The 22,699-nt window shown below is 64.8% G+C and carries 25 protein-coding genes and 1 pseudogene; 24 read left to right on the top strand and 2 right to left on the bottom strand.

Annotated elements, in window-relative coordinates:
• From JOE66_RS12455 to trmD, 4 genes are all read left to right on the top strand, one after another.
• Positions 1–237: an RNA-binding protein gene (locus JOE66_RS12455; RefSeq protein ID WP_205109888.1), complete on the top strand. Its 237-nt coding sequence runs from the start codon at positions 1–3 to the stop codon at positions 235–237.
• Entirely contained in the window at positions 194–892 is a 699-nt protein-coding gene (gene rimM / locus JOE66_RS12450; protein WP_205109886.1) for a ribosome maturation factor RimM, read from the top strand. The genes JOE66_RS12455 and rimM overlap by 44 nt, the downstream gene beginning before the upstream one ends.
• A gap of 132 nt (positions 893–1,024) precedes the next feature.
• Positions 1,025–1,987 carry a type IV toxin-antitoxin system AbiEi family antitoxin domain-containing protein gene (locus JOE66_RS12445; protein ID WP_205109884.1) on the top strand — a complete coding sequence of 321 codons (963 nt, stop codon included), beginning with the start codon at positions 1,025–1,027 and terminating at the stop codon, positions 1,985–1,987.
• 60 nt (positions 1,988–2,047) lie between these two features.
• A complete protein-coding gene (gene trmD, locus JOE66_RS12440; RefSeq protein ID WP_205109882.1) occupies positions 2,048–2,836 on the top strand; it encodes a tRNA (guanosine(37)-N1)-methyltransferase TrmD in 789 nt (262 codons plus the stop codon).
• A gap of 101 nt (positions 2,837–2,937) precedes the next feature.
• Here trmD and map read toward each other — a convergent pair whose 3' ends face one another.
• On the bottom strand, positions 2,938–3,705 hold the full coding sequence (gene map / locus JOE66_RS12435; RefSeq protein ID WP_205109880.1) for a type I methionyl aminopeptidase: 768 nt from the start codon (positions 3,703–3,705) through the stop codon (positions 2,938–2,940).
• A gap of 75 nt (positions 3,706–3,780) precedes the next feature.
• Here map and JOE66_RS12430 point away from each other — a divergent pair, with 75 nt between their 5' ends.
• From JOE66_RS12430 to JOE66_RS12385, 10 genes are all read left to right on the top strand, one after another.
• A complete protein-coding gene (locus tag JOE66_RS12430; protein ID WP_205109878.1) occupies positions 3,781–4,299 on the top strand; it encodes a hypothetical protein in 519 nt (172 codons plus the stop codon).
• Positions 4,300–4,489: 190 nt separating this feature from the next.
• Entirely contained in the window at positions 4,490–4,834 is a 345-nt protein-coding gene (gene rplS, locus JOE66_RS12425; protein ID WP_205109876.1) for a 50S ribosomal protein L19, read from the top strand.
• Positions 4,835–4,984: 150 nt separating this feature from the next.
• A complete protein-coding gene (gene lepB, locus JOE66_RS12420) occupies positions 4,985–5,755 on the top strand; it encodes a signal peptidase I (protein WP_205109874.1) in 771 nt (256 codons plus the stop codon).
• On the top strand, positions 5,752–6,420 hold the full coding sequence (gene rnhB / locus JOE66_RS12415) for a ribonuclease HII (protein ID WP_205109872.1): 669 nt from the start codon (positions 5,752–5,754) through the stop codon (positions 6,418–6,420). Before lepB ends, rnhB begins: the two co-directional genes overlap by 4 nt.
• Positions 6,421–6,483: 63 nt before the next feature.
• A complete protein-coding gene (locus JOE66_RS12410; RefSeq protein WP_104244363.1) occupies positions 6,484–6,807 on the top strand; it encodes a DUF2469 domain-containing protein in 324 nt (107 codons plus the stop codon).
• A gap of 171 nt (positions 6,808–6,978) precedes the next feature.
• The gene (locus JOE66_RS12405) at positions 6,979–7,335 is read left to right on the top strand and encodes a YraN family protein (protein WP_205109870.1); all 357 of its coding nucleotides are present in this window, start codon (positions 6,979–6,981) and stop codon (positions 7,333–7,335) included.
• Entirely contained in the window at positions 7,332–8,864 is a 1,533-nt protein-coding gene (locus JOE66_RS12400; RefSeq protein WP_205111966.1) for a YifB family Mg chelatase-like AAA ATPase, read from the top strand. The genes JOE66_RS12405 and JOE66_RS12400 overlap by 4 nt, the downstream gene beginning before the upstream one ends.
• Complete coding sequence (dprA, locus tag JOE66_RS12395) at positions 8,861–10,327, top strand: DNA-processing protein DprA (RefSeq protein WP_205109868.1); 1,467 nt, start codon at positions 8,861–8,863, stop codon at positions 10,325–10,327. Before JOE66_RS12400 ends, dprA begins: the two co-directional genes overlap by 4 nt.
• Positions 10,328–10,365: 38 nt before the next feature.
• The gene (locus JOE66_RS12390; RefSeq protein WP_205109866.1) at positions 10,366–11,283 is read left to right on the top strand and encodes a metallophosphoesterase; all 918 of its coding nucleotides are present in this window, start codon (positions 10,366–10,368) and stop codon (positions 11,281–11,283) included.
• An 83-nt stretch (positions 11,284–11,366) separates the two neighbouring features.
• Positions 11,367–12,275, top strand: coding sequence for a tyrosine recombinase XerC (locus tag JOE66_RS12385; RefSeq protein ID WP_307827186.1), 909 nt, complete (start codon positions 11,367–11,369; stop codon positions 12,273–12,275).
• A 238-nt stretch (positions 12,276–12,513) separates the two neighbouring features.
• On the opposite strand, the pseudogene JOE66_RS17825 reads toward JOE66_RS12385, so the two are convergent.
• Positions 12,514–12,858: pseudogene (locus tag JOE66_RS17825) on the bottom strand (peptidoglycan DD-metalloendopeptidase family protein); the annotation flags it as partial.
• A 254-nt stretch (positions 12,859–13,112) separates the two neighbouring features.
• Between JOE66_RS17825 and JOE66_RS12375 the strand changes: the two are divergent.
• From JOE66_RS12375 to JOE66_RS12330, 10 genes are all read left to right on the top strand, one after another.
• Positions 13,113–14,630, top strand: a complete 1,518-nt coding sequence (locus JOE66_RS12375) for a sugar porter family MFS transporter (RefSeq protein WP_205109864.1) — start codon at positions 13,113–13,115, stop codon at positions 14,628–14,630.
• A 307-nt stretch (positions 14,631–14,937) separates the two neighbouring features.
• Complete coding sequence (gene rpsB, locus JOE66_RS12370) at positions 14,938–15,864, top strand: 30S ribosomal protein S2 (RefSeq protein WP_205109862.1); 927 nt, start codon at positions 14,938–14,940, stop codon at positions 15,862–15,864.
• 75 nt (positions 15,865–15,939) lie between these two features.
• On the top strand, positions 15,940–16,767 hold the full coding sequence (tsf, locus tag JOE66_RS12365; protein WP_205109859.1) for a translation elongation factor Ts: 828 nt from the start codon (positions 15,940–15,942) through the stop codon (positions 16,765–16,767).
• A 120-nt stretch (positions 16,768–16,887) separates the two neighbouring features.
• Positions 16,888–17,613, top strand: coding sequence for a UMP kinase (pyrH, locus tag JOE66_RS12360; protein ID WP_205109857.1), 726 nt, complete (start codon positions 16,888–16,890; stop codon positions 17,611–17,613).
• A 73-nt stretch (positions 17,614–17,686) separates the two neighbouring features.
• Positions 17,687–18,241 (top strand): ribosome recycling factor, encoded by a 555-nt coding sequence (gene frr, locus JOE66_RS12355; RefSeq protein ID WP_205109855.1) that lies wholly within the window; start codon positions 17,687–17,689, stop codon positions 18,239–18,241.
• Between the two features lie 11 nt (positions 18,242–18,252).
• Entirely contained in the window at positions 18,253–19,218 is a 966-nt protein-coding gene (locus tag JOE66_RS12350; RefSeq protein WP_307827185.1) for a phosphatidate cytidylyltransferase, read from the top strand.
• 68 nt (positions 19,219–19,286) lie between these two features.
• A complete protein-coding gene (locus JOE66_RS12345; RefSeq protein ID WP_205109854.1) occupies positions 19,287–19,850 on the top strand; it encodes a DivIVA domain-containing protein in 564 nt (187 codons plus the stop codon).
• Between the two features lie 53 nt (positions 19,851–19,903).
• A complete protein-coding gene (locus JOE66_RS12340) occupies positions 19,904–21,532 on the top strand; it encodes a cation:proton antiporter (RefSeq protein WP_205109853.1) in 1,629 nt (542 codons plus the stop codon).
• Between the two features lie 49 nt (positions 21,533–21,581).
• A complete protein-coding gene (locus JOE66_RS12335; protein ID WP_205109852.1) occupies positions 21,582–21,881 on the top strand; it encodes an Rv1322 family protein in 300 nt (99 codons plus the stop codon).
• Positions 21,882–22,607, top strand: a complete 726-nt coding sequence (locus JOE66_RS12330; protein ID WP_205109851.1) for an alpha/beta hydrolase — start codon at positions 21,882–21,884, stop codon at positions 22,605–22,607.
• Positions 22,608–22,699 lie beyond the last annotated feature (92 nt).

Raw genomic sequence — 22,699 nt, 5'->3', positions numbered from 1 at the left:
TTGCTCGCACCAGCTCTGCAGCACCTCGTCAAGGGCATCGTCGACAATCCCGACGACGTCCATGTCGTAGCGAAGAGTTCTCCGCGAGGTGAGGTGCTGGAGGTTCGAGTGAACCCCAGTGACCTCGGCCGCGTGATCGGTCGATCGGGTCGCACGGCGAAAGCACTGCGCACCCTCGTTGCAGCGCTCGCCGATGGCAAGCGCGTACGCGTTGACGTGGTTGATACCGATTTCTAAGAACGAGACACAACTGAGAGTCGGTCGCCTCACCAAAGCCCACGGGCTGAAGGGCGCGATCAAACTCGAGCTGTTCACCGACGACCCGGAACGACGTTTCGTTCCGGGCTCGGTGTTCACGCTGCAAGTCCCCACCACCTCTCCCTGGCACGGGAAGACCCTCGAACTGGCCGAACTGCGCTGGTACAACGGGCATCCGGTCGGCTTCTTCGTCGGTGTACCCGACCGCACGGCGGCCGAGTCGCTGGCGAAGGCCATCCTGTGGATCGACCACGACCTCGACGAGAAGACCGACGAGGAAGATGCGTGGTTCGACCACCAGCTCGTCGGCCTCGCCGTGATGCGTGACGGCGTGCGTATCGGCACGATGACGCAGATCGATCACCTCGCCGCCCAGGACCTGCTGCATGTGGAGACGGAGACGGGCGAAGTGCTCGTGCCGTTCGTCAAGGCGATCGTGTCGGCAGTCGACATCGATGCGGGCACGCTGACGGTCACCCCGCCGCCGGGCCTGTTCGAGGAGCTCCCGGCTACAGCCGAAGAGCCCGAGCCAGCTCCCGAAGCTGCGGCTACCACTTCGGAATCTGCTGAAGCTCCGGCCTCGGGTCCAGATGCCGTGGACGATCGTCCCGCCGCGGCCCCCGCGTCCGCGTAATCTTCCAATCGTCGGCCCTCGTTCGAACCTCCGCCCTATGTGCGTCGGATTGAACGAGGGCCGACGATTGCGTTTTCCACAGATGTGCCGGATGCCGTCTGGGCGGCACTTTTCGCAGCGACACTGGTTCGCATGGACATCGATCAGCTGCTCGCCTCCCGCGGCGGCATCCTCAACAAAGCGCAGTGGACTGAAGCCGGTATCTCTCCGCACTATCTGCGGGAGGCAGTTCGGCAGGGTCGGGTGTCGCGCATCCGGCACGGGTGGATCGCAGCGCCTACGGCCCCGGCCGCACTGGTGCAGGCGATTCGTGTGGGCGGGTTTCTGACGTGCATTCCTGCTCTCCGACTGCAGGGAGTCTGGTGCATCGACGACGAACGGCTCCACGTCAGGGTCGACAGGCACGCAAACAACCTCGCGTCGCCGACGTGTCGTGGTGTGCCACTCGGAGATCCGACGGCGCGTGGGGTGATCATCCATCGCTCGTATTCATCAGACTGGGTTCGGGCCGATTTCGCCATCGATTCTGTGGAGTCAGCGCTGATGCATGCTGCGGTCTGCCAATCTCGAGACAATGCTGTCGTGGTATTCGACTCCGCGCTGAATCTGAAACTCGTCAGCCGCAGGCGTCTGGAGCAGGTGGCCTCACAGTTGACCGACAAGCATCGGCAGGTTATTTCTCTCGCGGATGCGGCGGCTCAATCCGGTCTCGAGACGAAGGCACGCCTGCGGTTGCGCGCGCTGGGCATTCGGTATCGAACACAGGTGCACTTTGATGGTGTCGGTCGGGTCGACCTGGTCGTGGGGGACCGCCTCGTTCTGGAGCTCGATGGTAGGGAGTGGCATTCGACCGAAGAAGCCTTCGCCGAGGACCGGAGACGCGACCTGATCTTGAACGAGCAGGGCTGCCACGTCATCCGCCTGACATACGCGCAGGTCATGTTCGAGTGGCAGCGGGTCGAAACGTTGATACGCGAACTCGTGAGTCGCCATGAGCATCGCTGGACGCCGCGGCATCGACGGGCGGGGCTCGCGCTGATCATCGATCAATCGTCGGCCCTCGTTCGATCCTCCGAACTATTTGCGTTGGATTGAACGAGGGCCGACGATTGCGTTTTGACCGGAGCGCTGCGGTCGCAGGGATAGGGTTTTGGGATGCGCATCGACATCGTCACCATCTTTCCCACCTTCTTCGACGCGCTCGACATCTCGCTGCTCGGGCGGGCCCGCGAGGACGGCATTCTCGACGTGATGGTGCACGACCTGCGCACGTTCACGCACGACCGGCACCGCACCGTCGACGACAAGCCTTATGGCGGCGGAGCAGGCATGGTCATGAAGCCCGAGCCGTGGGGCGAGGCACTCGACGCGATCCTGGGCGAATTGTCGGAGCCCGATGGGTCACGTGGCGGAGCGGGTGCTGAAGTTGACGGAGGTGCCCCGGTCGGCGAAGTCCGGCCAGTGGATGATCGGCACGAGTGCGTCGCAGGCACGATCGTCATCTTTCCTTCGCCGGCGGGCGAGGTGTTCACGCAGGCGATGGCGCGCGAGCTCAGCACGGCCGAACACATCGTCTTCGGGTGCGGGAGGTATGAGGGGATCGACCAGAGGGTGTTCGAGTATGCCGGGAGCCGGGAATCCGTGAGGCTTGTGAGCCTGGGCGACTACGTGCTAAATGGGGGAGAGGTCGCCGTGATGGCGATGATCGAGGCGATCGGCCGGTTGATTCCCGGGGTGATCGGCAACCCCGAGAGTCTCGTCGAGGAGTCGCACGAGGATGGGCTACTCGAGTACCCGAGCTACACCAAACCCGCCGAATGGCGCGGGTACGCGGTGCCGCCGGTGCTCACGAACGGCAACCACGGGGCAATCGCGACGTGGCGGCGCGAGCAGCAGCTCGAGCGTACGCGGCGGGTACGGCCCGACCTACTGCCTCCGGAGTGACACTGTGGGATTTCGATACGCGGGCTCGGCCCGCTACTCAATCGGCGGGCCCAACGCTGGTTGAGTAGCAGCGCGTAGGGTGGCGTATCGAAACTTGTGCGTCAGGAGCGAGCGCTCAAGACCAGGGGGCCGTCGGCCGTGATCGCGACCGTGTGCTCCATGTGCGCGCCGCGGGAGCCGTCGGCGCTGCGGAGTGTCCAGCCGTCTTTGTCGGTAACGATCTTGTCAGTCGTTTCGAGGAACCACGGTTCGATCGCGATGACGATGCCGGGTTTGAGGTGCACGCCTCGGCCGGGGCGACCGTTGTTGGGAAGGTGAAGGTCTCCGTGCATCGTGCGTCCGACGCTGTGGCCGCCGAAATCGGTGTTGATCGTGTATCCGTCGGCCAGGGCGACCGCAGCGATGGCGGCCGAGATGTCGCCCAGTCTTCCGCCGGGCTGGGCCGCAGCAATGCCCGCGTCGAGGGCCCTGGTCGTGGTGTCGATGAGCCGGGCATCCTCTGGCCTTGGAGTACCGACGATGACGGTGATGGCACTGTCGGAGACCCAGCCGTCGACGGAGGCGGCGAAGTCGAGGGAGATCATGTCGCCGTCTGCCAGGCGGTAGTCGTGGGGGAGCCCGTGCAGCACTGCATCGTTGACCGAGGTGCAGAGCACTTTGCCGAAGGGGCTGGCGCCGAACGAGGGGTGGTAGTCGATGTAGCACGACTCGGCTCCGCGGGCCCGGATCATGTCGTGGGCGATCTGGTCGAGCTTGAGAAGGTTCATGCCGACCGTGGCCCGGGCGGCGAGTTCGGTGAGCACCTCGCCGACGAAGATACCTGCGACTTGCATCTTCTCGATTTCGGCGGGTGTTCTGAGCTCGATCATGGCGGTTCCCTTTGATTTGCCTGTGTACCAAACGCGATTGGACCGAACCCACGTTACCCGCCGTACGATTGACGCATGTTCGTTCGCCGGGCTTTCTACTACTGGCAGGTTGCCGCTGTTGTCGTGTTGCCCTTGTGGGTGCTGATCGGTTGGTCGGTCTTCGGCGGGTCAGGCTGGCAGTTCCTGCTCGTGCTGCTTTCGTGCGGGGTTCTCGCTCTCGGGCTCGCCGGTGTCGGCGTGCTGAACTATCTCCGCAGGTCGGTGCGTCAGGCCCGCGCACTGTCGTGGCTAGACACGGGACTCCTGGCCGCCTGGCACGCTGCGATCATCGCCGTCGGGTTCCTGACGCCAGTCGGCACACTTCTGTCGGTTGCCGTCGTCGTGTTCGGTCTTGCCGCGTTCTGGGCGTCAATCTTCCAGCTGGGCGCTGAGACAAAACGGCGGGTCAGTGGTGTCTTCGACTCCTTCCAGTACGCGGCGCAGATGGCTGAGGCGCAGGCTGCTGCTGCCGGCGTCTCGTCTGCACCGCGAGCTCCGATCGTCGCCGATGGCGAGTACATCGTGATCGACACTGGGCGCAGCCACCAGAAGTGACCGCTGGCCGCGCCAGTGCTGACGCGGTGATCTTCTGCGCTTTGCTTAAAGCCGCGCTGTCATGGCACAATTGACGATTGTGCCACCGCCAGACTCTGCCACAGGGGAGTTCTGCAGTTACGAGTGCACACTCTTTCCTCTAACTATGAACACGTAGTCGACCTGTGGCGGTTACAGAGAGCGACACATCATGCATATTCTCGACAGCGTAGACGCAGCTTCACTGCGCAGCGATGTTCCTGACTTCCGCGCGGGCGACACCGTTCGCGTTCACGTCAACATCATCGAAGGTACTCGCTCGCGAGTGCAGGTGTTCCAGGGCGTCGTCATCGGCAAGTCGGGCGAGGGTGTTCGCGAGACATTCTGCGTACGCAAGGTCAGCTTCCAGGTCGGCGTCGAGCGTACCTTCCCGGTTCACTCGCCCATCATCGACCACATCGAGGTCGTCACCCGCGGTGACGTCCGTCGCGCGAAGCTGTACTACCTCCGCGCACTTCGCGGCAAGAAGGCGAAGATCAAAGAGAAGCGCGACTAGTCGCACCTGTTCGGCTCCAAACGAACGGCCAGCTGTACGGTGGCCTAACGTTTGGGTAACGCGGCTGGGAATATGCCGCTCGAGCCGAGCGTCTTGACATCTCCACTGAGCTCCCGCCCCATAAAATGGGTCGGGAGCTCAGGCGGTTAAATGACAGAAACAACGTTGCCGACACGACACGATCGTGCCGGCAGACGCCGGGGGCGGCGCACACGCAGCACCGCCCTCTTCATTCGTGACATCCTGATCATCTTTCTCGTCGCGCTTCTGGCCTCAGTGCTCATCAAGACCTTCCTGGTTCGTTCGTTCTACATTCCTTCGGGTTCGATGGAGAACACGCTCCAGGTGAACGACCGCATCCTCGTCAATGAACTCGAGCCCCGCATCATGCCCGTCGAGCGCGGCGATGTCGTCGTCTTCAAAGACCCGGGCGGATGGCTTCAGCCGCACGTCGATGCGCCGACCACGCCGCTGGTATCGGCTGTCAACTGGGTGCTCGATGCCGTCGGGCTCGCGGCGACCGACAGCAACGACCACCTCATCAAGCGGGTCATCGGCCTGCCCGGTGACCACATCACGTGCTGCAACGCCCTCGGCCAGATGATGGTGAACGATGTTCCCCTGAGCGAGCCCTACCTGAAGCTGCCCGAAGGGGTGACCAAGGTCTCCGACCTCGCGTTCGATGTGACCGTTCCGGCCGGCTCCCTCTGGGTCATGGGTGACAACCGCTACAACTCGGCAGACTCCCGGTACAACCAGGGAAAGCCGGGCGGTGGCTTCGTGCCCATCGGCGATGTCGTGGGGCGCGCGCTGTGGATCACCTGGCCCGCTGACCGCTGGACGTTCCTCGACAACTATTCCTCTGTCTTCCGGGCTGCCAAAGAGGCCGCACCCACCGCAGCGCCCGGAGTCTCTGGGTGAGTCCGGTCGCAGATCCGACTCTCCGGCATGAACGCGCGCTCGGCCGCGCGGGCGCAGAGCTGGTCATCGGTGTCGACGAGGTCGGCCGCGGTGCGCTCGCCGGCCCGGTCGCGGTGGGGATGTGCGTCATCGATCCTCGGCGTCCGGGAGTGTTTCCCGTGGGGCTCCGGGATTCGAAACTGCTGTCGGAGGCCCGCCGCGAGGTCCTGGCGCCGCTCGCATCGGCTTGGGTCCGGGCATCCGCTGTCGGGCTTGCGAGTGCCGAAGAAGTTGACCGCCTCGGCATCATCGCCTGCCTCGGCCTCGCGGGCAAGCGTGCGCTCGGCCAGTTGCACGCCGCTGGAACAGATGTTCTCCGCTCCGTGGTGCTGCTCGACGGCTCGCACGATTGGCTCTCACCGTCGCTGACGACGCCACTCAGCATCACGACGCGGGTCAAGGCCGACCGGGACTGCGCCTCGGTGGCCGCCGCGTCGGTTGTAGCCAAAGTGCACCGCGACAGGCTCATGATCGAGCTAGACAACGTGACGCCCGGCTATGGCTGGGCCAGCAACAAGGGGTACGGCAGCAGCGCGCACTTCGACGCGATCGAACTGCTGGGTGCCACGGATCACCACCGGCGCACCTGGTTGAAGAGCGAGCGGATGATCGCCCAGCCTTCCTGAGCTCCCGACTCCGCTCATCGTGCCCGTGGGTGGCCGGGTGGCTGGCTGTAGACTTGCCCCACCATGGAAGAAGATGAGTTCGAGGATTACGACCGCGAGGTCGAGTTGGCCCTCTACCGCGAATATCGTGACGTTGTCTCGCAGTTCAAGTACGTCATCGAGACTGAGCGCCGGTTCTACCTGGCGAACGATGTCGATCTGGTGCGCCGCGACACCGAGCACGACTTCTATTTCGAGCTCACGATGAGCGATGTCTGGGTCTGGGACGTGTATCGCTCCGACCGCTTCGTGAAGTCGGTGCGGGTACTCACCTTCAAAGACGTGAACATCGAAGAGCTGTCGTCGAAGGACTTCGAGCTGCCGAAGGAGCTTGCGCTCGACGAGTAGGGATTCCTGGATGCTCGGTCAGGGGTGATCGCGGCCCTGAGTCGTCTTTGTGCTCGGCCTCCGCCCGCACTGTCCCCTCACAACCGCACCGCTTTCGTAGTTCTGCACAGTTTGAGTTGTCGGGCCTACTAGTCGAGCGCTGCTTCGCCACAGTTGGTGGCGGAGGTAGTGATGAAGGCGAAAGACGTACTCGGCCGGCGTGGTGAAGCGCTCGCGGCCGCTTATCTCGAGCAGCAGGGGTATTCGATCCTCGACCGCAACTGGCGGTGCGAGATCGGCGAACTCGACCTGGTCGCCGAGAAACACGGCGTGACGGTCTTCGTCGAAGTGAAGACGCGCTCGGGGCTCCGGTACGGGCATCCATTCGAGGCGATCACCCTCGGAAAGCTTGCCCGACTGCGCCGCCTGAGTCGCGCGTGGTGCGAGGCGGCCCCGCAGGCCAGACGGCAGATCCGTATCGACGCCATCGGTGTCGTCGCGCCGCTCAACGGGGCAGCGACGATCGAGCACATCGAGGGGATCTTCTGATGGTCGCTCGAACACATTCCGTGGCCCTGATGGGCATGACCGGATCGATGGTCGAGGTCGAGGCCGATATCGGCAATGGACTGCCGACGCTGATGATCATCGGTCTGCCAGACACAGCGCTTGCCGATTCTCGAGACCGTGTGCGGTCGGCTGCAGCGAACTCCGGGTGCCCGTTGCCCACGGCCAAGATCACCGTGAACCTGTCGCCTGCGGCCCTGCCCAAACACGGCTCCACCTTCGATCTCGGCATCGCGATGAGCATCCTCGCGGCGGCGGGTTCGATCTCTGCTTCGTCGATCGAGGGCGTCGTGCACCTGGGCGAGCTGAGCCTGGACGGGCGATTGCGACCGATGAACGGTGTGCTGCCGGCCATCGCCGCCGCTGCGCGCGCGGGATTCACGAAATTTGTGGTGCCGGCAGGCAATCGCCGGGAGGCAGAGTTGGTGCCGGGGGTCGTCATTGTCCCCGTCATTTCGATGCGCGATGCGGCGATCTTCCACGGTGGTGCTTTCGAGCACATCGATCGTGATGCCATCGAATCCAGTGGCGCGGCCGACGACCTGGAGCCGGTCCACGAACTCGCCGACGTCATCGGCAATCCAGACGCGGTACTGGCAATGGTCGCGGCGGCCGCCGGGGGTCATCACGTATTTCTGCTCGGACCCCCCGGGGCCGGCAAGACGATGCTGGCATCCCGGTTGCCCGGGTTGCTCCCCGACCTCGGCACTGAAGCCGCCCTCGAGGTCACCGCCGTGCGCTCGCTCTCCCGTGCGAGTGTGCCCCAGGCGCTCGTCACCAGGCCCCCATTTGAGAGCCCCCACCATACGGCGACCGCTGCCGCTCTGATCGGGGGTGGGTCCCGGCAGATCCGGCCGGGCGCGGCCGCCCGCGCGTCGAACGGAGTGCTCTTTCTCGACGAAGCACCCGAATTTGCGACGAATGTTCTGGACTGCCTCCGCCAGCCGCTCGAATCAGGGGTGATCAGCATCCACCGTGCGAACGCCGTGGCACGTTTTCCTGGAAGGTTCCAATTGGTGCTCGCGGCCAACCCTTGCCCGTGTGGCCAGTACGGTGCGATCGACTCCACCTGCACCTGCACGCCCAACACCCGAAGGCGCTACCTTGCGAGGTTGTCGGGGCCGCTTCTCGACCGGATCGACATCCAGGTGCAGGTTCGCCGGGTGACCGCCGCGGAACTTCGGCTGAGCGCTGACAAGCAGCGTCTGACAACTGAGCTCGCGCGCGGCCAGGTGAATCAAGCACGGGTGGCAGCAGCAGACAGGCTCACATCGACCCCCTGGCGGCTCAACAGCGAAGTCTCAGGGGCGTGGCTCAGGGCAGGGCCGAGGAAACTGTCTCCCGCGGCCCTGACCTCGTTGGATCGTGCATTGGAGAGGGGCGGGATCACCATGCGCGGATACGACCGCATCCTGCGTGTCGCGTGGACGCTGGCCGATCTTGATGGCTTCGACCACCCAGGCTCCGACCACATCGGACGGGCCCTCTACCTCCGGAGGTCGGTCTCATGACGCTCTTCTCGCTCGACGAGGCGACGATCATTGCGGCGGTGCGCGCAATCAGCGACCAGACGGAAGGATTCGAGGCCGAAGCCTGTCAATCCGTCGGCCTCGGTATCGAGAGCCCCGATGCCATCAGCTCCACAGCCAGCTCCAGTACTAGCGGCCCGGCTGCGAAGATCTCTGGTGTGAACACCTCTGGCGCGAACAGACCGGGCGCAAACAGCTCTGGTACAGACAGCCATAGTGCACGTCACTCCGGCGACACGGAGAGCGTCAGTGAGTGGGCCGCCGAACGATTCGCCCGCGCTACCTGGAGCGGAATCGCCGAACCCGGTGACGTCGCGGCGGGAATCCTTGTGCGGGCGCTTGGCGCTGCGGGTGCCCTCCGAGCGTTGGTCGAGCGCCACTCCCCAGGGCGGATTCGTGCGGACGCCCTCGCCGCTGGTGCCGAAATCGCGTCTGATCGTGAGGTTGGGCTCGCGATCGAACGATGGATGCCACGCCTCGCGGCGAACTCGGCTCTCACGTCGATGCGTCTTGCTGCCCGCTGCGGCGCCCGGCTGCTCACACCGGCCGATGACGACTGGCCCGCAAGGCTGAGTGACCTCGATGCACACGAACCGCTTGCGCTCTGGGTGCGCGGTGCGCCGGGGTCACTCGCAGCGGTGGGTCATTCCCTGGCGCTTGTCGGGGCGAGAGCCGCCACCGGATACGGCGAGCACGTCGCCATGGAACTGTCGGCGGGTCTCTGTGATCGCGGGTTCGGGATCGTCTCGGGTGCGGCGTACGGCATCGATGGAATGTCTCACCGGGCAGCACTGGCAAGCTCCGGGCTCACCATCGCCTTTCTCGCTGGTGGTGTGGACCGCTCGTATCCCTCGGGGCACGACTCTCTTCTCTCCCGCATTGCGAGCGAGGGCGTGATCGTCTCGGAGCTGCCGTGCGGGGCGCCTCCGACGAAATGGAGGTTCTTGCAGAGAAACCGGTTGATAGCGGCCGTTTCGCAGGCGACGATCGTCATCGAAGCGGGGGCTCGAAGCGGGTCGCTGAATACCGCAGCTCATGCGGCCTCGATGGGTCGCCCGCTGGGGGCCGTCCCCGGGCCTGTGACCTCGGCGGCGTCGGCAGGGTGTCACCGCCTGCTTCGTGAGTTCGATGCTGTGTGTGTGACGAGCGCGGACGAGGCCGCTGAGCTTGTCACGGGTGATCCTGCAGGTAGTGCAGGCAGTCCAGGCAGTCCAGGCAGTGAGAGTGCGGCCCCATCGGCCGAACGCCGGCATCCCCAGCAGCTCCGAGTTCTTGACGCGCTCGCCGTGCGCACGTCCCGTAGCGTCGAAGACATCGCATCGAGAACCGGCATGAGTCTTCGCGACACCCAGTCGGTACTCGGAACCCTGAGCCTCACGCGGGAGGTGATTCACGGGGAGGAGGGCTGGAAGAAGACCCCCGCATCCAGGACAGGCCCTCGGTAGCACTGAGGGAGATCTGTGGGTGCTGTGACAATGGAAGCATGGTCTCAGAACATCCGGCCCGGCCCATCACAGCACTTCCGACCCACACGATCGCCCACATCAGTGACACGCACTTTCTGGCCGGTGGAGCGCGCCTCTATGGCGCGATCGATACCGATACGACCCTTGCCCGTGCCGTGCAGAGACTCGAAGACTCCGGCATCTCGTTCGACGCCCTCGTCTTCACGGGGGACATAGCCGACTTGGGTGAATCGGATGCCTATGAGCGAGTTCGGGCTCTCGTTGAGCCTGCGGCCCAGCGGCTGGGTGCGCAACTTGTCTGGGTGATGGGCAACCACGACCATCGTTCGCGGATGCGGGTCGAGTTGCTCGACGAACCCGCGTCGGAATCCCCGGTGGACCGGGTCGTCTGGCTCAACGGTCTCAGGTTGATCGCCCTCGACACGTCTGTGCCGGGATACCATCACGGCGAGTTGACGCGGGAACAGCTCGACTGGCTGGCGTCAGAGCTCCAGACACCCGCGACCGCCGGCACGATTCTGGCGCTGCACCACCCTCCCATCCCCACGACTCTGCCGCTCATGCCCATCCTCGAACTGCAGGAACAGCATCAGCTCGCCGAAGTGATCAGGGGCACCGACGTGATCTCGATCCTCGGGGGGCACCTGCACTATTCCACCCACTCACTCTTCGCGGGAGTCCCGATCTCGGTTGCTGCGGCAACGTGCTACACGATGGATCTTGTCTCGGCCCGCCAGTCTTTGGTCGGCAGGGACGGGGGCCAGTCGCTCAACCTCGTGCAGGTCTACCCTGGCCAGGTGGTGCACTCGGTGGTGCCGCTCGGCATCAGTGAGGTCGTGAACACCTTTCCGCCGGAATTCGTCGACCGGATCGAAGCGCTCCCCGCGGCAGAGCGGAGAGAAGCGTTCTCGCGACAGCCCCCCGCGACTGACTGATCCAGCAGGATGCGTCATTGCTGAACAGCGACGCGCCACAGAGGGCGACCGGTCGAGGTGACGCGATCAGGCATGCTGGAGCGGTGAGCCTGGACCAGCCGATCGGCGACTACCTGTCGTATCTGGAGTTCGAGCGTGCCTACTCGCCAAACACCGTCAGGGCCTACGCCTCCGACCTCGCAAACCTGACAGCGTTTGCGCGCAAACAGGACACTGATGAGCTGAGCCTCGAGATGCTGCGGGACTGGCTCTGGGAAGCGTCGAACGCTGGCTTGTCGAAATCGACTCTTGCGAGGCGTTCAGCAACCGCGAAGAGCTTCTCTGCCTGGTTGGTGAGCACGAAGAGAGAGCCTTCTGATGCCGCGGCGCGACTACGGGCGCCTCGGGCCGAGCGCTCCCTGCCGAGAGTCCTCACCTCGCAGTCGATGAACGATCTGTTCGCACTCCTAGTGGACAGGGCGGCCGAGGGCGACCCGGTCGCACTCCGCGACCGCGCCATCGTCGAACTGCTCTATGCGTCAGCTCTGCGGGTCTCTGAGCTGGTCGGGATCGACCCGGCAGACGTCGATCATGACAGGCGCACTGTGCTGGTCACCGGGAAGGGATCGAAACAGCGGGTCGTGCCGTTTGGAACGCCGGCACAGGATGCGATCATCGCCTATCACCAGCTCGGCCGCCCGAAGCTCGCACTCAGGGCGGCGGAGCCCGCGACGGCAACGGCTTTGTTCCTGAACACCAGGGGCACGCGTCTCGGTACGCGCTCGGTGTACGCGCTGGTTTCCGGTCTGCTGCAGCGCTTCCCTGGGTCGGGGCCTGAGGGCCCACACGCGTTCCGGCACACCGCGGCGACGCACCTGCTCGACGGGGGTGCAGATCTGCGGGCGGTGCAGGAGATGCTCGGCCACGCGAGCCTGGGCACGACGCAGATCTACACCCACGTGACCACAGAACGCCTTCGCCAGACCTATCTCTCGGCTCACCCGCGAGCGTGACAGCCGAATATATCGGCTCACCACCGAGCGTGAGCGACGACGCAACCGGCCCACCCGCGAGCGTGCGGCGACCGAACAGCTCGCCCACAGGTCCGATCTGCGGCCAGGAGTCTTCACCGGCCGCCGCGGACGAACTGGGCAGGAGCACGGCGCGCGGCAACCCCCCTATCAGAACCCGCGGCGACACGTAGGAGCCGTGCAGTCGCACTCCGAGGTGAAGGCACGACGGGGCGCAGTGCGACGCCGCGCTTGAGAGCGTGCCGATCGGCGTACCGACGGTGACCGCCTGGCCGAGCACCACCGACGCAGTCACGGGCTCCACCGTCGAGATGAACCCTCCGTCATGGGTGATCGACACCACAGGCCGGTCGACAACGACACCGACGAACGACACCCGCCCGTCGGCAACCGCCGTGACCGCAGAGTCCGGCTCTGCGGCCAGATCGATACCCCGGTGCCCCGCCGAATAACGGTCGAGGGGTGCGAGGAACTCCCGGATGATCAGCGGAGCGCCCGCGACGGGCCACCGTGCGCCCGCCGACCCGGTGCCGACCGATTCAGCCCCAAGCGGTGGCCAGACCATCGGACCCAGAGCCGTCAGGCACACAACCACCGGCACGAGCGCGGTGGAGCGCGCAAGCCCCCGCACGATCATCCAGATTTCCATGGAGACAGCATCGGCCGTCGCACGCAACCCCCTGACGCAATCCGTTCGAACTGTGCAACATCGTGCGAAGATCGAAGCTGTGAGGGAGACAACTTGCAGCTGTGATCCTTCACGGGTAGTTCGATCGCGCAGTGAACGACGCGCGAGTCACACGTTCGAAGGGGCACGACATGTCTGGGTCAGCTGGTACAACGGCGTCTGGTGAAACCGACAAGAACCTCCAGAAGAAACTCAATCGAAAAGTGATCGCGCTGTCGGTTGCAGCAGCTCTCGGCGGGTTCCTGTTCGGATTCGATTCCTCCGTCATCAACGGGGCGGTCGACGCCATCAAAGCGGACTTCGGCCTCGAGGCGGTTCCGCTTCTCAGCGGATTCGTCGTCGCTTCGGCGCTGCTCGGCTGCGCGGTCGGTGCCTATTTCGCAGGCCGCCTGGCCGACCGCATGGGCCGCATCCCGGTCATGCTGATCGGCGCCTCGCTCTTTCTCATCAGCTCCATCGGCTCGGCGGCCGCCTTCGCGGTCTGGGACCTGGTTCTCTGGCGCGTCCTCGGCGGCCTCGGCATCGGCATCGCGTCGGTGATCGCCCCGGCCTACATCGCCGAGATCGCGCCGAAGGCCGTTCGGGGCGGCCTGGCCTCACTGCAGCAGCTGGCGATCACCCTCGGTATCTTCGCCGCACTCCTCTCCGACGCGATTCTCGCGAATGCGGCCGGCGACGCGAACGAACCGCTCTGGTTCGGCGTCGATGCCTGGCGATGGATGTTCGTGGTCTGCGCCGTTCCCGCGATCGTGTACGGCCTGCTCGCCCTGCGCCTGCCTGAGTCTCCGCGCTTCATTGCCGGCAAGGGCAAGAAGGAGGAGGCGAGAACCGTTCTCGCGAGCGTGATGCCCACGACCCAGGTCGACGATGCCCTGCAGGAGATCGAGACCTCGCTTCGCGAAGACAAGGAGAACGCGCGCACGGCCTCGCTGAGGGGCAAGATGTTCGGCCTTCTGCCGGTCGTCTGGGTGGGCATCCTCCTCTCGATGTTCCAGCAGCTTGTGGGCATCAACGTGATCTTCTACTACTCCACCTCCCTCTGGGCGTCTGTCGGGTTCGACACCGGCAACCCGGGTACCTCGCTCACCATTTCGGTGATCACCTCGGTCGTCAACGTGGCGGTGACGTTCGTCGCCATCTTCTTCGTCGACAAGATCGGCAGGCGGCCGCTGCTGCTGGGCGGTTCGATCGGCATGTTCGTCTCGCTCGGAGTCATGGCACTCTCGTTCGGCCAATCCCAGCTCGTCGACGGAACACCGCAACTGCCGGGTGCGTGGGGCCCGATCGCCCTGGTCGCCGCCAATCTGTTCGTCATCTCGTTCGGCGCCACCTGGGGCCCTCTCGTCTGGGTGCTGCTCGGCGAGATCTTCCCCAACCGCATCCGCGGCAGGGCCCTCGGTATTGCAGCAGCCGCACAGTGGCTCACGAACTTCGCGATCACCGAGACATTCCCGGCCCTGTCGGCCTTCTCCCTCACCTTCACCTACGGCATGTATGCGTTCTTCGCCCTGGTGTCGTTCTTCTTCGTGTTCTTCGCAGTGCCAGAGACGAAGGGGCGTTCGCTCGAGAGCATGGATGGCCTGAAGGTCGATCGCGGAGGGCGAGCTGCCAAGGCGGCGGCACTCCGCGCCGAAGCCTCTCCCTCCTGATCAGTCTCAGAGAGGCCTCCTGACACGGGCCGCGCAGCCTGCCCGTGGGCGATGCTACTATGGACGGAGCACCGCGCTTTGTCGTGGTGACTACGCGTGCCATTCGGCCGCCAGATCCACTCGGTCTCTGACCCTCTGCACTGATCCAGGCACGTTCTGCTGGGTTCGACGGGGAGTCGGGGCGGGTCTGCGCCGGGCACCAGGAGCGCCGATCATCCGATCGTTGCTGAAAACCGATTTGGCCTGACGAGTTCTGCGTGCCCTCTGGGCGCGCAGGGCAGCGGGCCTTGGAACAGGAGAACGGCTCATGGCCGTCGTAACCATTCGCCAGCTGCTTGACAGCGGCGTGCACTTCGGGCACCAGACCCGCCGTTGGAACCCGAAGATGAAGCGCTTCATCTTCACCGAGCGTTCCGGCATCTACATCATCGACCTGCAGCAGTCGCTGGGCTTCATCGACAAGGCCTACGACTTCGTCAAGGAGACGGTCGCCCACGGCGGCACCATTCTCTTCGTCGGTACCAAGAAGCAGGCCCAGGAAGCAATCGCCGAGCAGGCGACCCGCGTCGGCCAGCCCTACGTCAACCAGCGCTGGCTCGGTGGGCTGCTCACCAACTTCCAGACGGTGTCGAAGCGTCTTGCCCGCATGAAGGAGCTCGAAGAGCTCGACTTCGAAGACACCGCGAAGAGCGGTTTCACGAAGAAAGAGCTGCTCATCAAGAAGCGCGAGCTCGACAAGCTGCACAAGAGCCTCGGTGGTATCCGCAACCTGACGAAGACGCCTTCGGCGCTCTGGGTTGTCGACACCAAGAAGGAGCACCTCGCGATCGACGAGGCCAAGAAGCTCGGCATCCCCGTGATCGGTATTCTCGACACGAACTGCGACCCCGACGAAGTCACCTACCCGATCCCGGGTAACGACGACGCGATCCGTTCGGTCGGCCTGCTGACTCGCATCATCGCCGACGCTGCCGCTGAGGGCCTCATCCAGCGTCACCAGAAGCCCGAAGAAGCCGGCAATGTCTCGGCCGTCGAGCCGCTGGCCGAGTGGGAGCGCGAGCTTCTCGAAACGTCGTCTGTCGAGCTGGCCGTTGACGAGACCCTCGTCGCCGAGACCCTCGTCGAAGAAGCACTGACGTCAGATGACGTTTCGCCCGAGGTCGCTGCTGAAGCTGTCGTCGAGGCAGTCGTTGCCGCGGTCGAAGCCGAAGAGATCATCGAAGAAGCCGAGTAACTCGTAACCCGTTTGAACCATGCTGTGCCCGGGGAGACTCGGGCACAGCACTTTAGCTAGGAGTAATGAAGCACTATGGCAAATTTCAACGTTGCCGACGTTAAGATCCTGCGCGACCGTCTGGGCGCCGGAATGGTGGACAGCAAGAACGCTCTGGTTGAGGCCGATGGAGACATCGACAAGGCCATCGAGATCCTGCGCCTCAAGGGCCAGAAGGGCGTCGCCAAGCGCGAGGGCCGTGCCACCAGTGAGGGCCTCGTCGCCGCGCAGGAGTCGGGCACGACCGCCACTCTCATCGAGCTCGCCTGCGAGACTGACTTCGTCGCGAAGAACCAGAAGTTCATCGACCTGAGCGAGAAGGTCCTGGCGGCCGTTGTTGCCGCCGGCGCCTCGAGTGTCGAAGAGGCACTTGCCGCTCCCGCCGGGTCGCAGACCGTCGCAGAGGCGATCTCCGACGAGGCTGCGATCCTCGGCGAGAAGATCGAACTGCGTCGCGTGGCCCAGGTCACCGGTGAGCACTTCGCCATCTACCTGCATCGCACAAGCAAGGACCTCCCCCCGCAGGTCGGCGTCATCGTCGGCTACAGCGGTTCAGACGCCGAGACCGCGCGCAGCATCGCGCAGCACATCTCGTTCGCCAACCCCGAGTACCTGACCCGCGACGACGTTCCGTCTGACGCTGTCGAGGCCGAGCGCAAGATCGTGACAGAGATCGCCGAGAACGAGGGCAAGCCCGCCGCGGCCCTGCCCAAGATCATCGAAGGTCGCCTGACCGGCTTCTTCAAGCAGGTCGCCCTGCTCGACCAGGACTACGCCAAAGACAACAAGCAGTCCGTTGCGAAGGTGCTGTCGGAATCCGGCCTCACCGTCTCGGGTTTCGCCCGCTTCAAGGTCGGCGCGTAACCCTCCTGTATCTGGCAAACGAAAAGGGGCAGCTCCGGCTGCCCCCTTTTTGTGCCCGAAAGAGGGGCAAGGAATTACCGGTAGCCTGAACAACGGAAGTGACGAAGGGAAATCCACACGATGAACGAATCGACCGGAAAACGACGGGTTCTGCTGAAGCTTTCGGGGGAGGCCTTCGGGGGCGGTTCGCTCGGAGTCAATCCTGATGTGGTCAGCGCACTCGCGAGGGAGATCGCTGAGGCGGCAAAATCCGTCGAGATCGCCATCGTCGTCGGTGGCGGCAACTTCTTTCGGGGTGCAGAGCTCAGCCAGCGGGGCATGGACAGGGGCCGTGCCGACTACATGGGCATGTTGGGCACCGTGATGAACGCCCTCGCGCTGCAGGACTTCCTCGAACAGGCCGGGGCCGCCACTCGTGTGCAGTCCGCAATCTCGATGACCCAGGTCGCCGAGCCCTATATTCCGAGGCGTGCCGAGCGTCACCTCGAGAAGGGCCGTGTCGTCATCTTCGGTGCCGGCGCCGGCTTGCCCTACTTCTCGACCGACACCGTTGCTGCCCAGCGTGCCCTGGAGATCGGCGCCGATGTCGTGCTGGTGGCCAAGAACGGTGTAGACGGCGTCTATGATTCCGACCCCCGCACCAACCCCGACGCCAAGAAGATCGACCGGCTCACCTACCTCGACGCGCTGCAGCGCGAACTGAAGGTCGTCGACTCGACAGCCTTCAGCCTCTGCATGGACAACCGGATGCCGATGGTCGTCTTCGGAATGGAGCCGCACGGCAACGTGACGCGCGCGATCCTCGGAGAAGAGATCGGCACCCTGGTGCATACCTCGCACGCGTAGGGATGTCACCGGGCGTCTGCCGAGCCATCCACTGCGATTGACAGTAAACTGAGCCAAGAAATAAGGAGTTGCCGTGATTGCCGATGTACTGTCTGACGCCGCCGAACGAATGAGAAAAGCCTTCGAGGCCACCAAAGAGGACTTCTCGACGGTTCGCACCGGCCGGGCCAACCCCGCGCTGTTCCAGAAGGTGCTGGTCGACTACTACGGTTCGCCAACCCCGCTCTCGCAGCTGGCATCGATGCAGAACCCCGAGGCCCGCACGATCATCGTGACCCCGTACGACAAGGGCGCGCTCCGCGACATCGAGCAGGCGCTGCGCGACATGCCGAACCTCGGCGCCAATCCCACCAACGATGGCAATATCATCCGGGTCACGCTGCCCGACCTCACCGAAGAGCGCCGCAAGGAGTTCGTCAAGGTGGTCAAGGTCAAGGCCGAAGACGGCAAGATCTCTGTGCGCAACATCCGTCGCAAGGCCAAAGACGAGTTGGATGCCCTGAAGAGCGAAGTCGGCGACGACGAGGTTGCCCGGGCAGAGAAGGAGCTCGAGGCGAACACGAAGTCCACCGTCGATGCCATCGACGATGCGCTGAAGCGCAAAGAGACCGAGCTTCTGGAAATCTAGGCGTACCCGACGTGACAGACGATTCGGGTGAGGGCAGGCCCGGCAGGCCGAACAGGCCCAGGCGATCGCCCCAGGGAATCACCCGGGCCGAACTCGAAGAGCGGGTTCGTGCCCGGCGCGAGCAGTTCGAGGAGGCCAACGAGAAGATCACGGCGCGAACGGGCCGCAACCTCATCCCGGCCATCGCCATCGGCCTCGGCCTCGGCGGAACCATGCTGGTCAGCCTGCTGTTCTTCAACCTGATCTTCTTCATCTTCGTCGGTGTTCTCGTGTGCGTCACCGCGGCCGAACTGGTGCAGGCGCTGCGCCGATCCGGGCGCACGGTGCCTCTGATTCCGTCTGTCGTCTCCGGAGCGGCGGTTTCGGCGGCCGCCTACTTCTCCGGCGCCTCAGCACAGTGGCTCGTGCTTCTTGCGGGCGCTGCCGTGGTCTGCGTCTGGCGTCTCGCCATGCTCGTACGCCCCCGCTATCGCGGTTCACTGCTCATGATCGTTCGCGACCTCGCAGCTGGTCTGCTTGTGCAGGGTTATGTCGTCTTCCTCGGCAGCATCTCGCTCCTTCTCGTGGTGCAACCCGACGGCCGCTGGTGGGTGCTCAGCTTCATGCTCATTGTCGTCGGCGTCGACACAGGCGCGTATGTGGCCGGCCTGAACTTCGGCAAGCACCCGATGGCGCCCCGCATCAGCCCGAAGAAGACCTGGGAGGGTCTCGCGGGCGCTGCGATAACGGCACTGGTGGCCGGTGTGCTGCTCTCGGTCTTCCTCCTGCAGGAACCGGTGTGGTTCGGGCTCCTTCTGGGAGCGGTGATCACCGTCACCGCAACGTTCGGGGACCTGGCAGAGTCTCTGCTCAAACGGGACATGGGAATCAAAGACATGAGCACCTGGTTGCCGGGGCACGGAGGTTTTCTCGACCGCCTCGACTCGATGCTGCCCTCGGCTGCAGCGGCATACGTGCTCTTCATCGTCTTCGCCTGACAGGCACCCCTGTGCCTCCACTCGGCTGGCTGTCAGCGTAACGGGCCAAGTATTGGCACAATGGTCGAGTGAGCCAATCCTTTCCCCTCAGCCGCAAGTCGGCTCTGGGCTACAACATCGATGAAGTCGAGGGATTTCTCGCCCGTGCCCGTGAGGCGTACGAGGCCCAGGCCGAGCTGAACCCTGCTGGGTCTGCCGAGACGGATTCGACGAGCATCCGGCGGGCAAGCTTCGGCCTGCAGAAGGGCGGCTATTCGCCGGCCCACGTCGATGCGGCGCTCGAGCGGCTCGAAGATGCCTTCGTCGCCCGGGAGCGTGCGAGGGCGAAGCACGAGATCGGTGATGAGGCATGGTTCACGCGCAGCCGGGAGCGGGCACGGGAGATCGTCGCGCGTCTCGAGCGTGAAGACGGCCACAAGTTCGCCCGTGCGAACGTGCTCACCGGCGGGTACAACCGCGACGATGTCGACGCCTTCTGTGACACCCTGATCGCGTACTTCCGAAAGGGAGCGAACGTGACGGTGGCGGATGTCCGGGGTGTCGTGTTCCGCCCGAAACTGGGCGGCTACAGCGAGGTTCAGGTCGACCTGGTGCTCGACGCCGTCGTCGACGTGATGCTCTCCGTCCGTTAGAACGTCGTTCGTCAACGACCTGAGCGTTCCCCGCCACTCGCTAAGCTGACGGCATGCGAAACGAGATCGTCGCGATCATTGGCGTGATCGTCATCGTCGGGGTCTCACTTCTGGCGCCGAAGCTCCGCATCGCTGCCCCGATCATTCTCGTGCTGATCGGGGTGGGCATCTCGATCATCCCCGGCGTACAACCCGTGCACGTGCCGTCGGCTCTCATCCTGACGGTGGTGCTTCCGCCGCTGCTCTACGCGTCAGCAATCAACCTGCCCCTCATCGACTTCCGCCGCAACATCGGGAGCATCACGGGGCTCTCTGTGGCCCTCGTTTTTGTGAGCGCGTTCGGTACCGGGCTGCTGCTCTTCTCGCTCTTCCCCGAGCTCAGCCTCGCATCGGCGATCGCACTGGGCGCCGTGATCAGCCCGACGGACGCTGTGGCGGCGACGTCGATCGGCAAGCGGCTCGGGCTGCCGCACCGTCTAAGCGCAGTGATCGAAGGCGAGAGTCTTGTGAACGACGCCTCAGCGCTGGTGCTGTTGAGGTCGGCGGTTGCTGCGACAGCGGGAGCCGTGAGTCTCTGGCAGATCGCCGGCAGCTTCGTGTATTCGGTCGTCGTAGCGGCGGTCGTCGGCGCGATTGTGGGCGCGGTGACGATTCTGGTCCGTTCGAAACTCTCCGACCCGGTACTGACCACCGCGGTCTCGTTCGCTGTACCGTTCCTCGCCTACGTGCCCGCGGAATCGGTCGGCGCTTCCGGTGTGCTCAGCGTCGTTGCGGCAGGGCTCATGACCGGGCACTTCGGCGCCAAGTACTTCACCGCTCCCTCGCGCATCAGTGAGCGCCTCACCTGGCGCACACTGCAGTTCCTGCTCGAGAACGCGGTGTTCCTCATCATGGGGTTGCAGCTGAAGGACCTCGTCGTCCAGGTGGTCGACAAGAACCTCAGCGTTTCGCAAGCCATCTACTTCGGGCTGTTGGCCACGGGGCTCCTGATCATCGTGCGGTTCGTGTTCGTGATGCCCCCGACTATGATCAGTGCCTGGCGGCGCAAACGTCACCCGCCTCCCGTGCGCCCGGGTGCCGTCGTCGGTGACGTGCCGACCGGCATGGCGGGGGGAGTGGTGCTGTCGTGGAGCGGAATGCGCGGCGTCGTGACGCTCGCGGCGGCCCAGTCCCTGCCAGAGGAGACGCCGTACCGCCCCCAGCTCATCCTCATCGCCTTCACAGTGGCGATCGTGACCCTGATCGTGCAGGGATCGACGTTGCCGTTCGTGATCAGGCTCACGGGCATCCAGAGGGCTGACGCAGCCGACGAGAAGGTGGAGTTCGCCTCGCTGGTGGATCGCCTGCAGGAGGCGGGGCGCGGGCTTCTCGAGAACCCGGAACTCGTTCTTCCGGGAGGAGCCGTGCCTGAAGAGGCGGTGGTCGAGCGCGTGAGGCGCGACGCCCAGCTGCGCAGCCAGTCGGCCTGGGAGGTCACCAGCCTGGCCGAAGCCGACGAGACCAACCCCGCGCCGCACGAACAGTACCGGGAATTGAGGCTCGAGGTGCTCCGGGTCGAGCGGGAGACTCTTCTGGATGAGCGCGATCGGGGAGAATTCAGCTCACACACCCTGACTCGGGCCCACGAGATGCTCGACCTCGAGGAGTCACGCCTGGTGCAGAGCGAGGGGCTCGGCGGGTAGTTCGAGCGCATCGCCACGTCGTGCGGGAGAGGCTCGTACACTTGAAGCCATGCCCCGCAGCAATCGCCCCCGCCGAAATTCGGGGGCCGGCGACACGGGTGACGACGGTTTCGAGCGCATGATGACGGGGTGGCGAACCGTCGAACACCGCCGGAATGGCGACTGGAACGTGCAGCCCATCTCTGGCCTGCAGGCCACCAAGCCCTACACCTGCCCTGGATGCTCGCTCACGGTCACCCCCGGAATGGCGCACCTCGTTGCGTGGCGGGCCGACGGCGTGCTCGGCGATTCGAGTGATCTTGCTGCCCGTAGGCACTGGCACACCCACTGTTGGAGGATTGGTTCGTAGATGGCACCCGTGATCGATGTTCGAAGCAGCGTCGTGCTCCCCGCCGTGCGGGAAGACATCGAACTGGAGACCGAAGACGGCCTCACCCTGGTCGGTGAGTTGTCACTGCCCCCGACGGGGGCCCCGGTTGCGACTCTGGTGATGCTCCACCCCCTGCCCACTGCCGGTGGCTTCATGGATTCGCACATCATCCGGAAGGCCGCGGGCAGGCTTCCCGCGCTGGCCCAGCTCGCCGTGCTGCGCTTCAACACCAGGGGGACCTCGTCTCCGCGCGGCACCAGTGACGGTGCGTTCGGCCATGGGGTCGACGAGCGGCTTGACGTCGACGCGGCGATGAGGTTTGTGCACGAGCGTGGGCTGCCGCATCCTTGGCTCGTCGGATGGTCGTTCGGCACCGAACTCGCCCTGAAGTACGGCTTGGACCACGAAATCGAGGGCGCAATCCTGCTGTCGCCGCCGCTGCACCGCGCGTCCCCGGCGGAAGTCGCCGCGTGGGCCGGAACGGGCATCCCTCTCGTCGCCCTCATCCCGGAATTCGATGACTACCTGAAGGCTCCCGAGGCGCGGGAACGTTTTGCTTCTGTTCCCGAAGCCGACGTCGTCGAGGTCGAAGGCGGCAAGCACCTGTGGGTGGGGGCGTCGCAGACCAAGAGGGTGCTCAACGAGATCGTCCAGCGTGTGAACCCTGCCGCGGCCCCTCTGCCGGAGACCTACGAGACGATCTGAGCCAGCGAAGGCGGGCAGAATCCGAGGAGACGGCCCGGTGTCGATGAGTCGGCCTGACGCCGAAGCTACTGCTGCGCGCCTTCGGCACCGTC

Source organism: Subtercola frigoramans (genome assembly GCF_016907385.1).
In the GTDB taxonomy this organism is placed as follows: domain Bacteria; phylum Actinomycetota; class Actinomycetes; order Actinomycetales; family Microbacteriaceae; genus Subtercola; species Subtercola frigoramans.
The sequence above is the reverse complement of the archived record's forward strand: the minus strand, read 5'-3'. Positions and strand labels throughout refer to the sequence as shown.

Coding starts and splice junctions, on each gene's coding strand:
- rimM (WP_205109886.1), top strand. CDS start 194: ATGGCAAGCGCGTACGCGTTGACGTGGTTGATACCGATTTCTAAGAAC.
- JOE66_RS12445 (WP_205109884.1), top strand. CDS start 1,025: ATGGACATCGATCAGCTGCTCGCCTCCCGCGGCGGCATCCTCAACAAA.
- trmD (WP_205109882.1), top strand. CDS start 2,048: ATGCGCATCGACATCGTCACCATCTTTCCCACCTTCTTCGACGCGCTC.
- map (WP_205109880.1), bottom strand. CDS start 3,705: ATGATCGAGCTCAGAACACCCGCCGAAATCGAGAAGATGCAAGTCGCA.
- JOE66_RS12430 (WP_205109878.1), top strand. CDS start 3,781: ATGTTCGTTCGCCGGGCTTTCTACTACTGGCAGGTTGCCGCTGTTGTC.
- rplS (WP_205109876.1), top strand. CDS start 4,490: ATGCATATTCTCGACAGCGTAGACGCAGCTTCACTGCGCAGCGATGTT.
- lepB (WP_205109874.1), top strand. CDS start 4,985: ATGACAGAAACAACGTTGCCGACACGACACGATCGTGCCGGCAGACGC.
- JOE66_RS12410 (WP_104244363.1), top strand. CDS start 6,484: ATGGAAGAAGATGAGTTCGAGGATTACGACCGCGAGGTCGAGTTGGCC.
- JOE66_RS12405 (WP_205109870.1), top strand. CDS start 6,979: ATGAAGGCGAAAGACGTACTCGGCCGGCGTGGTGAAGCGCTCGCGGCC.
- dprA (WP_205109868.1), top strand. CDS start 8,861: ATGACGCTCTTCTCGCTCGACGAGGCGACGATCATTGCGGCGGTGCGC.
- JOE66_RS12390 (WP_205109866.1), top strand. CDS start 10,366: ATGGTCTCAGAACATCCGGCCCGGCCCATCACAGCACTTCCGACCCAC.
- JOE66_RS12375 (WP_205109864.1), top strand. CDS start 13,113: ATGTCTGGGTCAGCTGGTACAACGGCGTCTGGTGAAACCGACAAGAAC.
- rpsB (WP_205109862.1), top strand. CDS start 14,938: ATGGCCGTCGTAACCATTCGCCAGCTGCTTGACAGCGGCGTGCACTTC.
- tsf (WP_205109859.1), top strand. CDS start 15,940: ATGGCAAATTTCAACGTTGCCGACGTTAAGATCCTGCGCGACCGTCTG.
- pyrH (WP_205109857.1), top strand. CDS start 16,888: ATGAACGAATCGACCGGAAAACGACGGGTTCTGCTGAAGCTTTCGGGG.
- JOE66_RS12340 (WP_205109853.1), top strand. CDS start 19,904: ATGCGAAACGAGATCGTCGCGATCATTGGCGTGATCGTCATCGTCGGG.
- JOE66_RS12335 (WP_205109852.1), top strand. CDS start 21,582: ATGCCCCGCAGCAATCGCCCCCGCCGAAATTCGGGGGCCGGCGACACG.
- JOE66_RS12330 (WP_205109851.1), top strand. CDS start 21,882: ATGGCACCCGTGATCGATGTTCGAAGCAGCGTCGTGCTCCCCGCCGTG.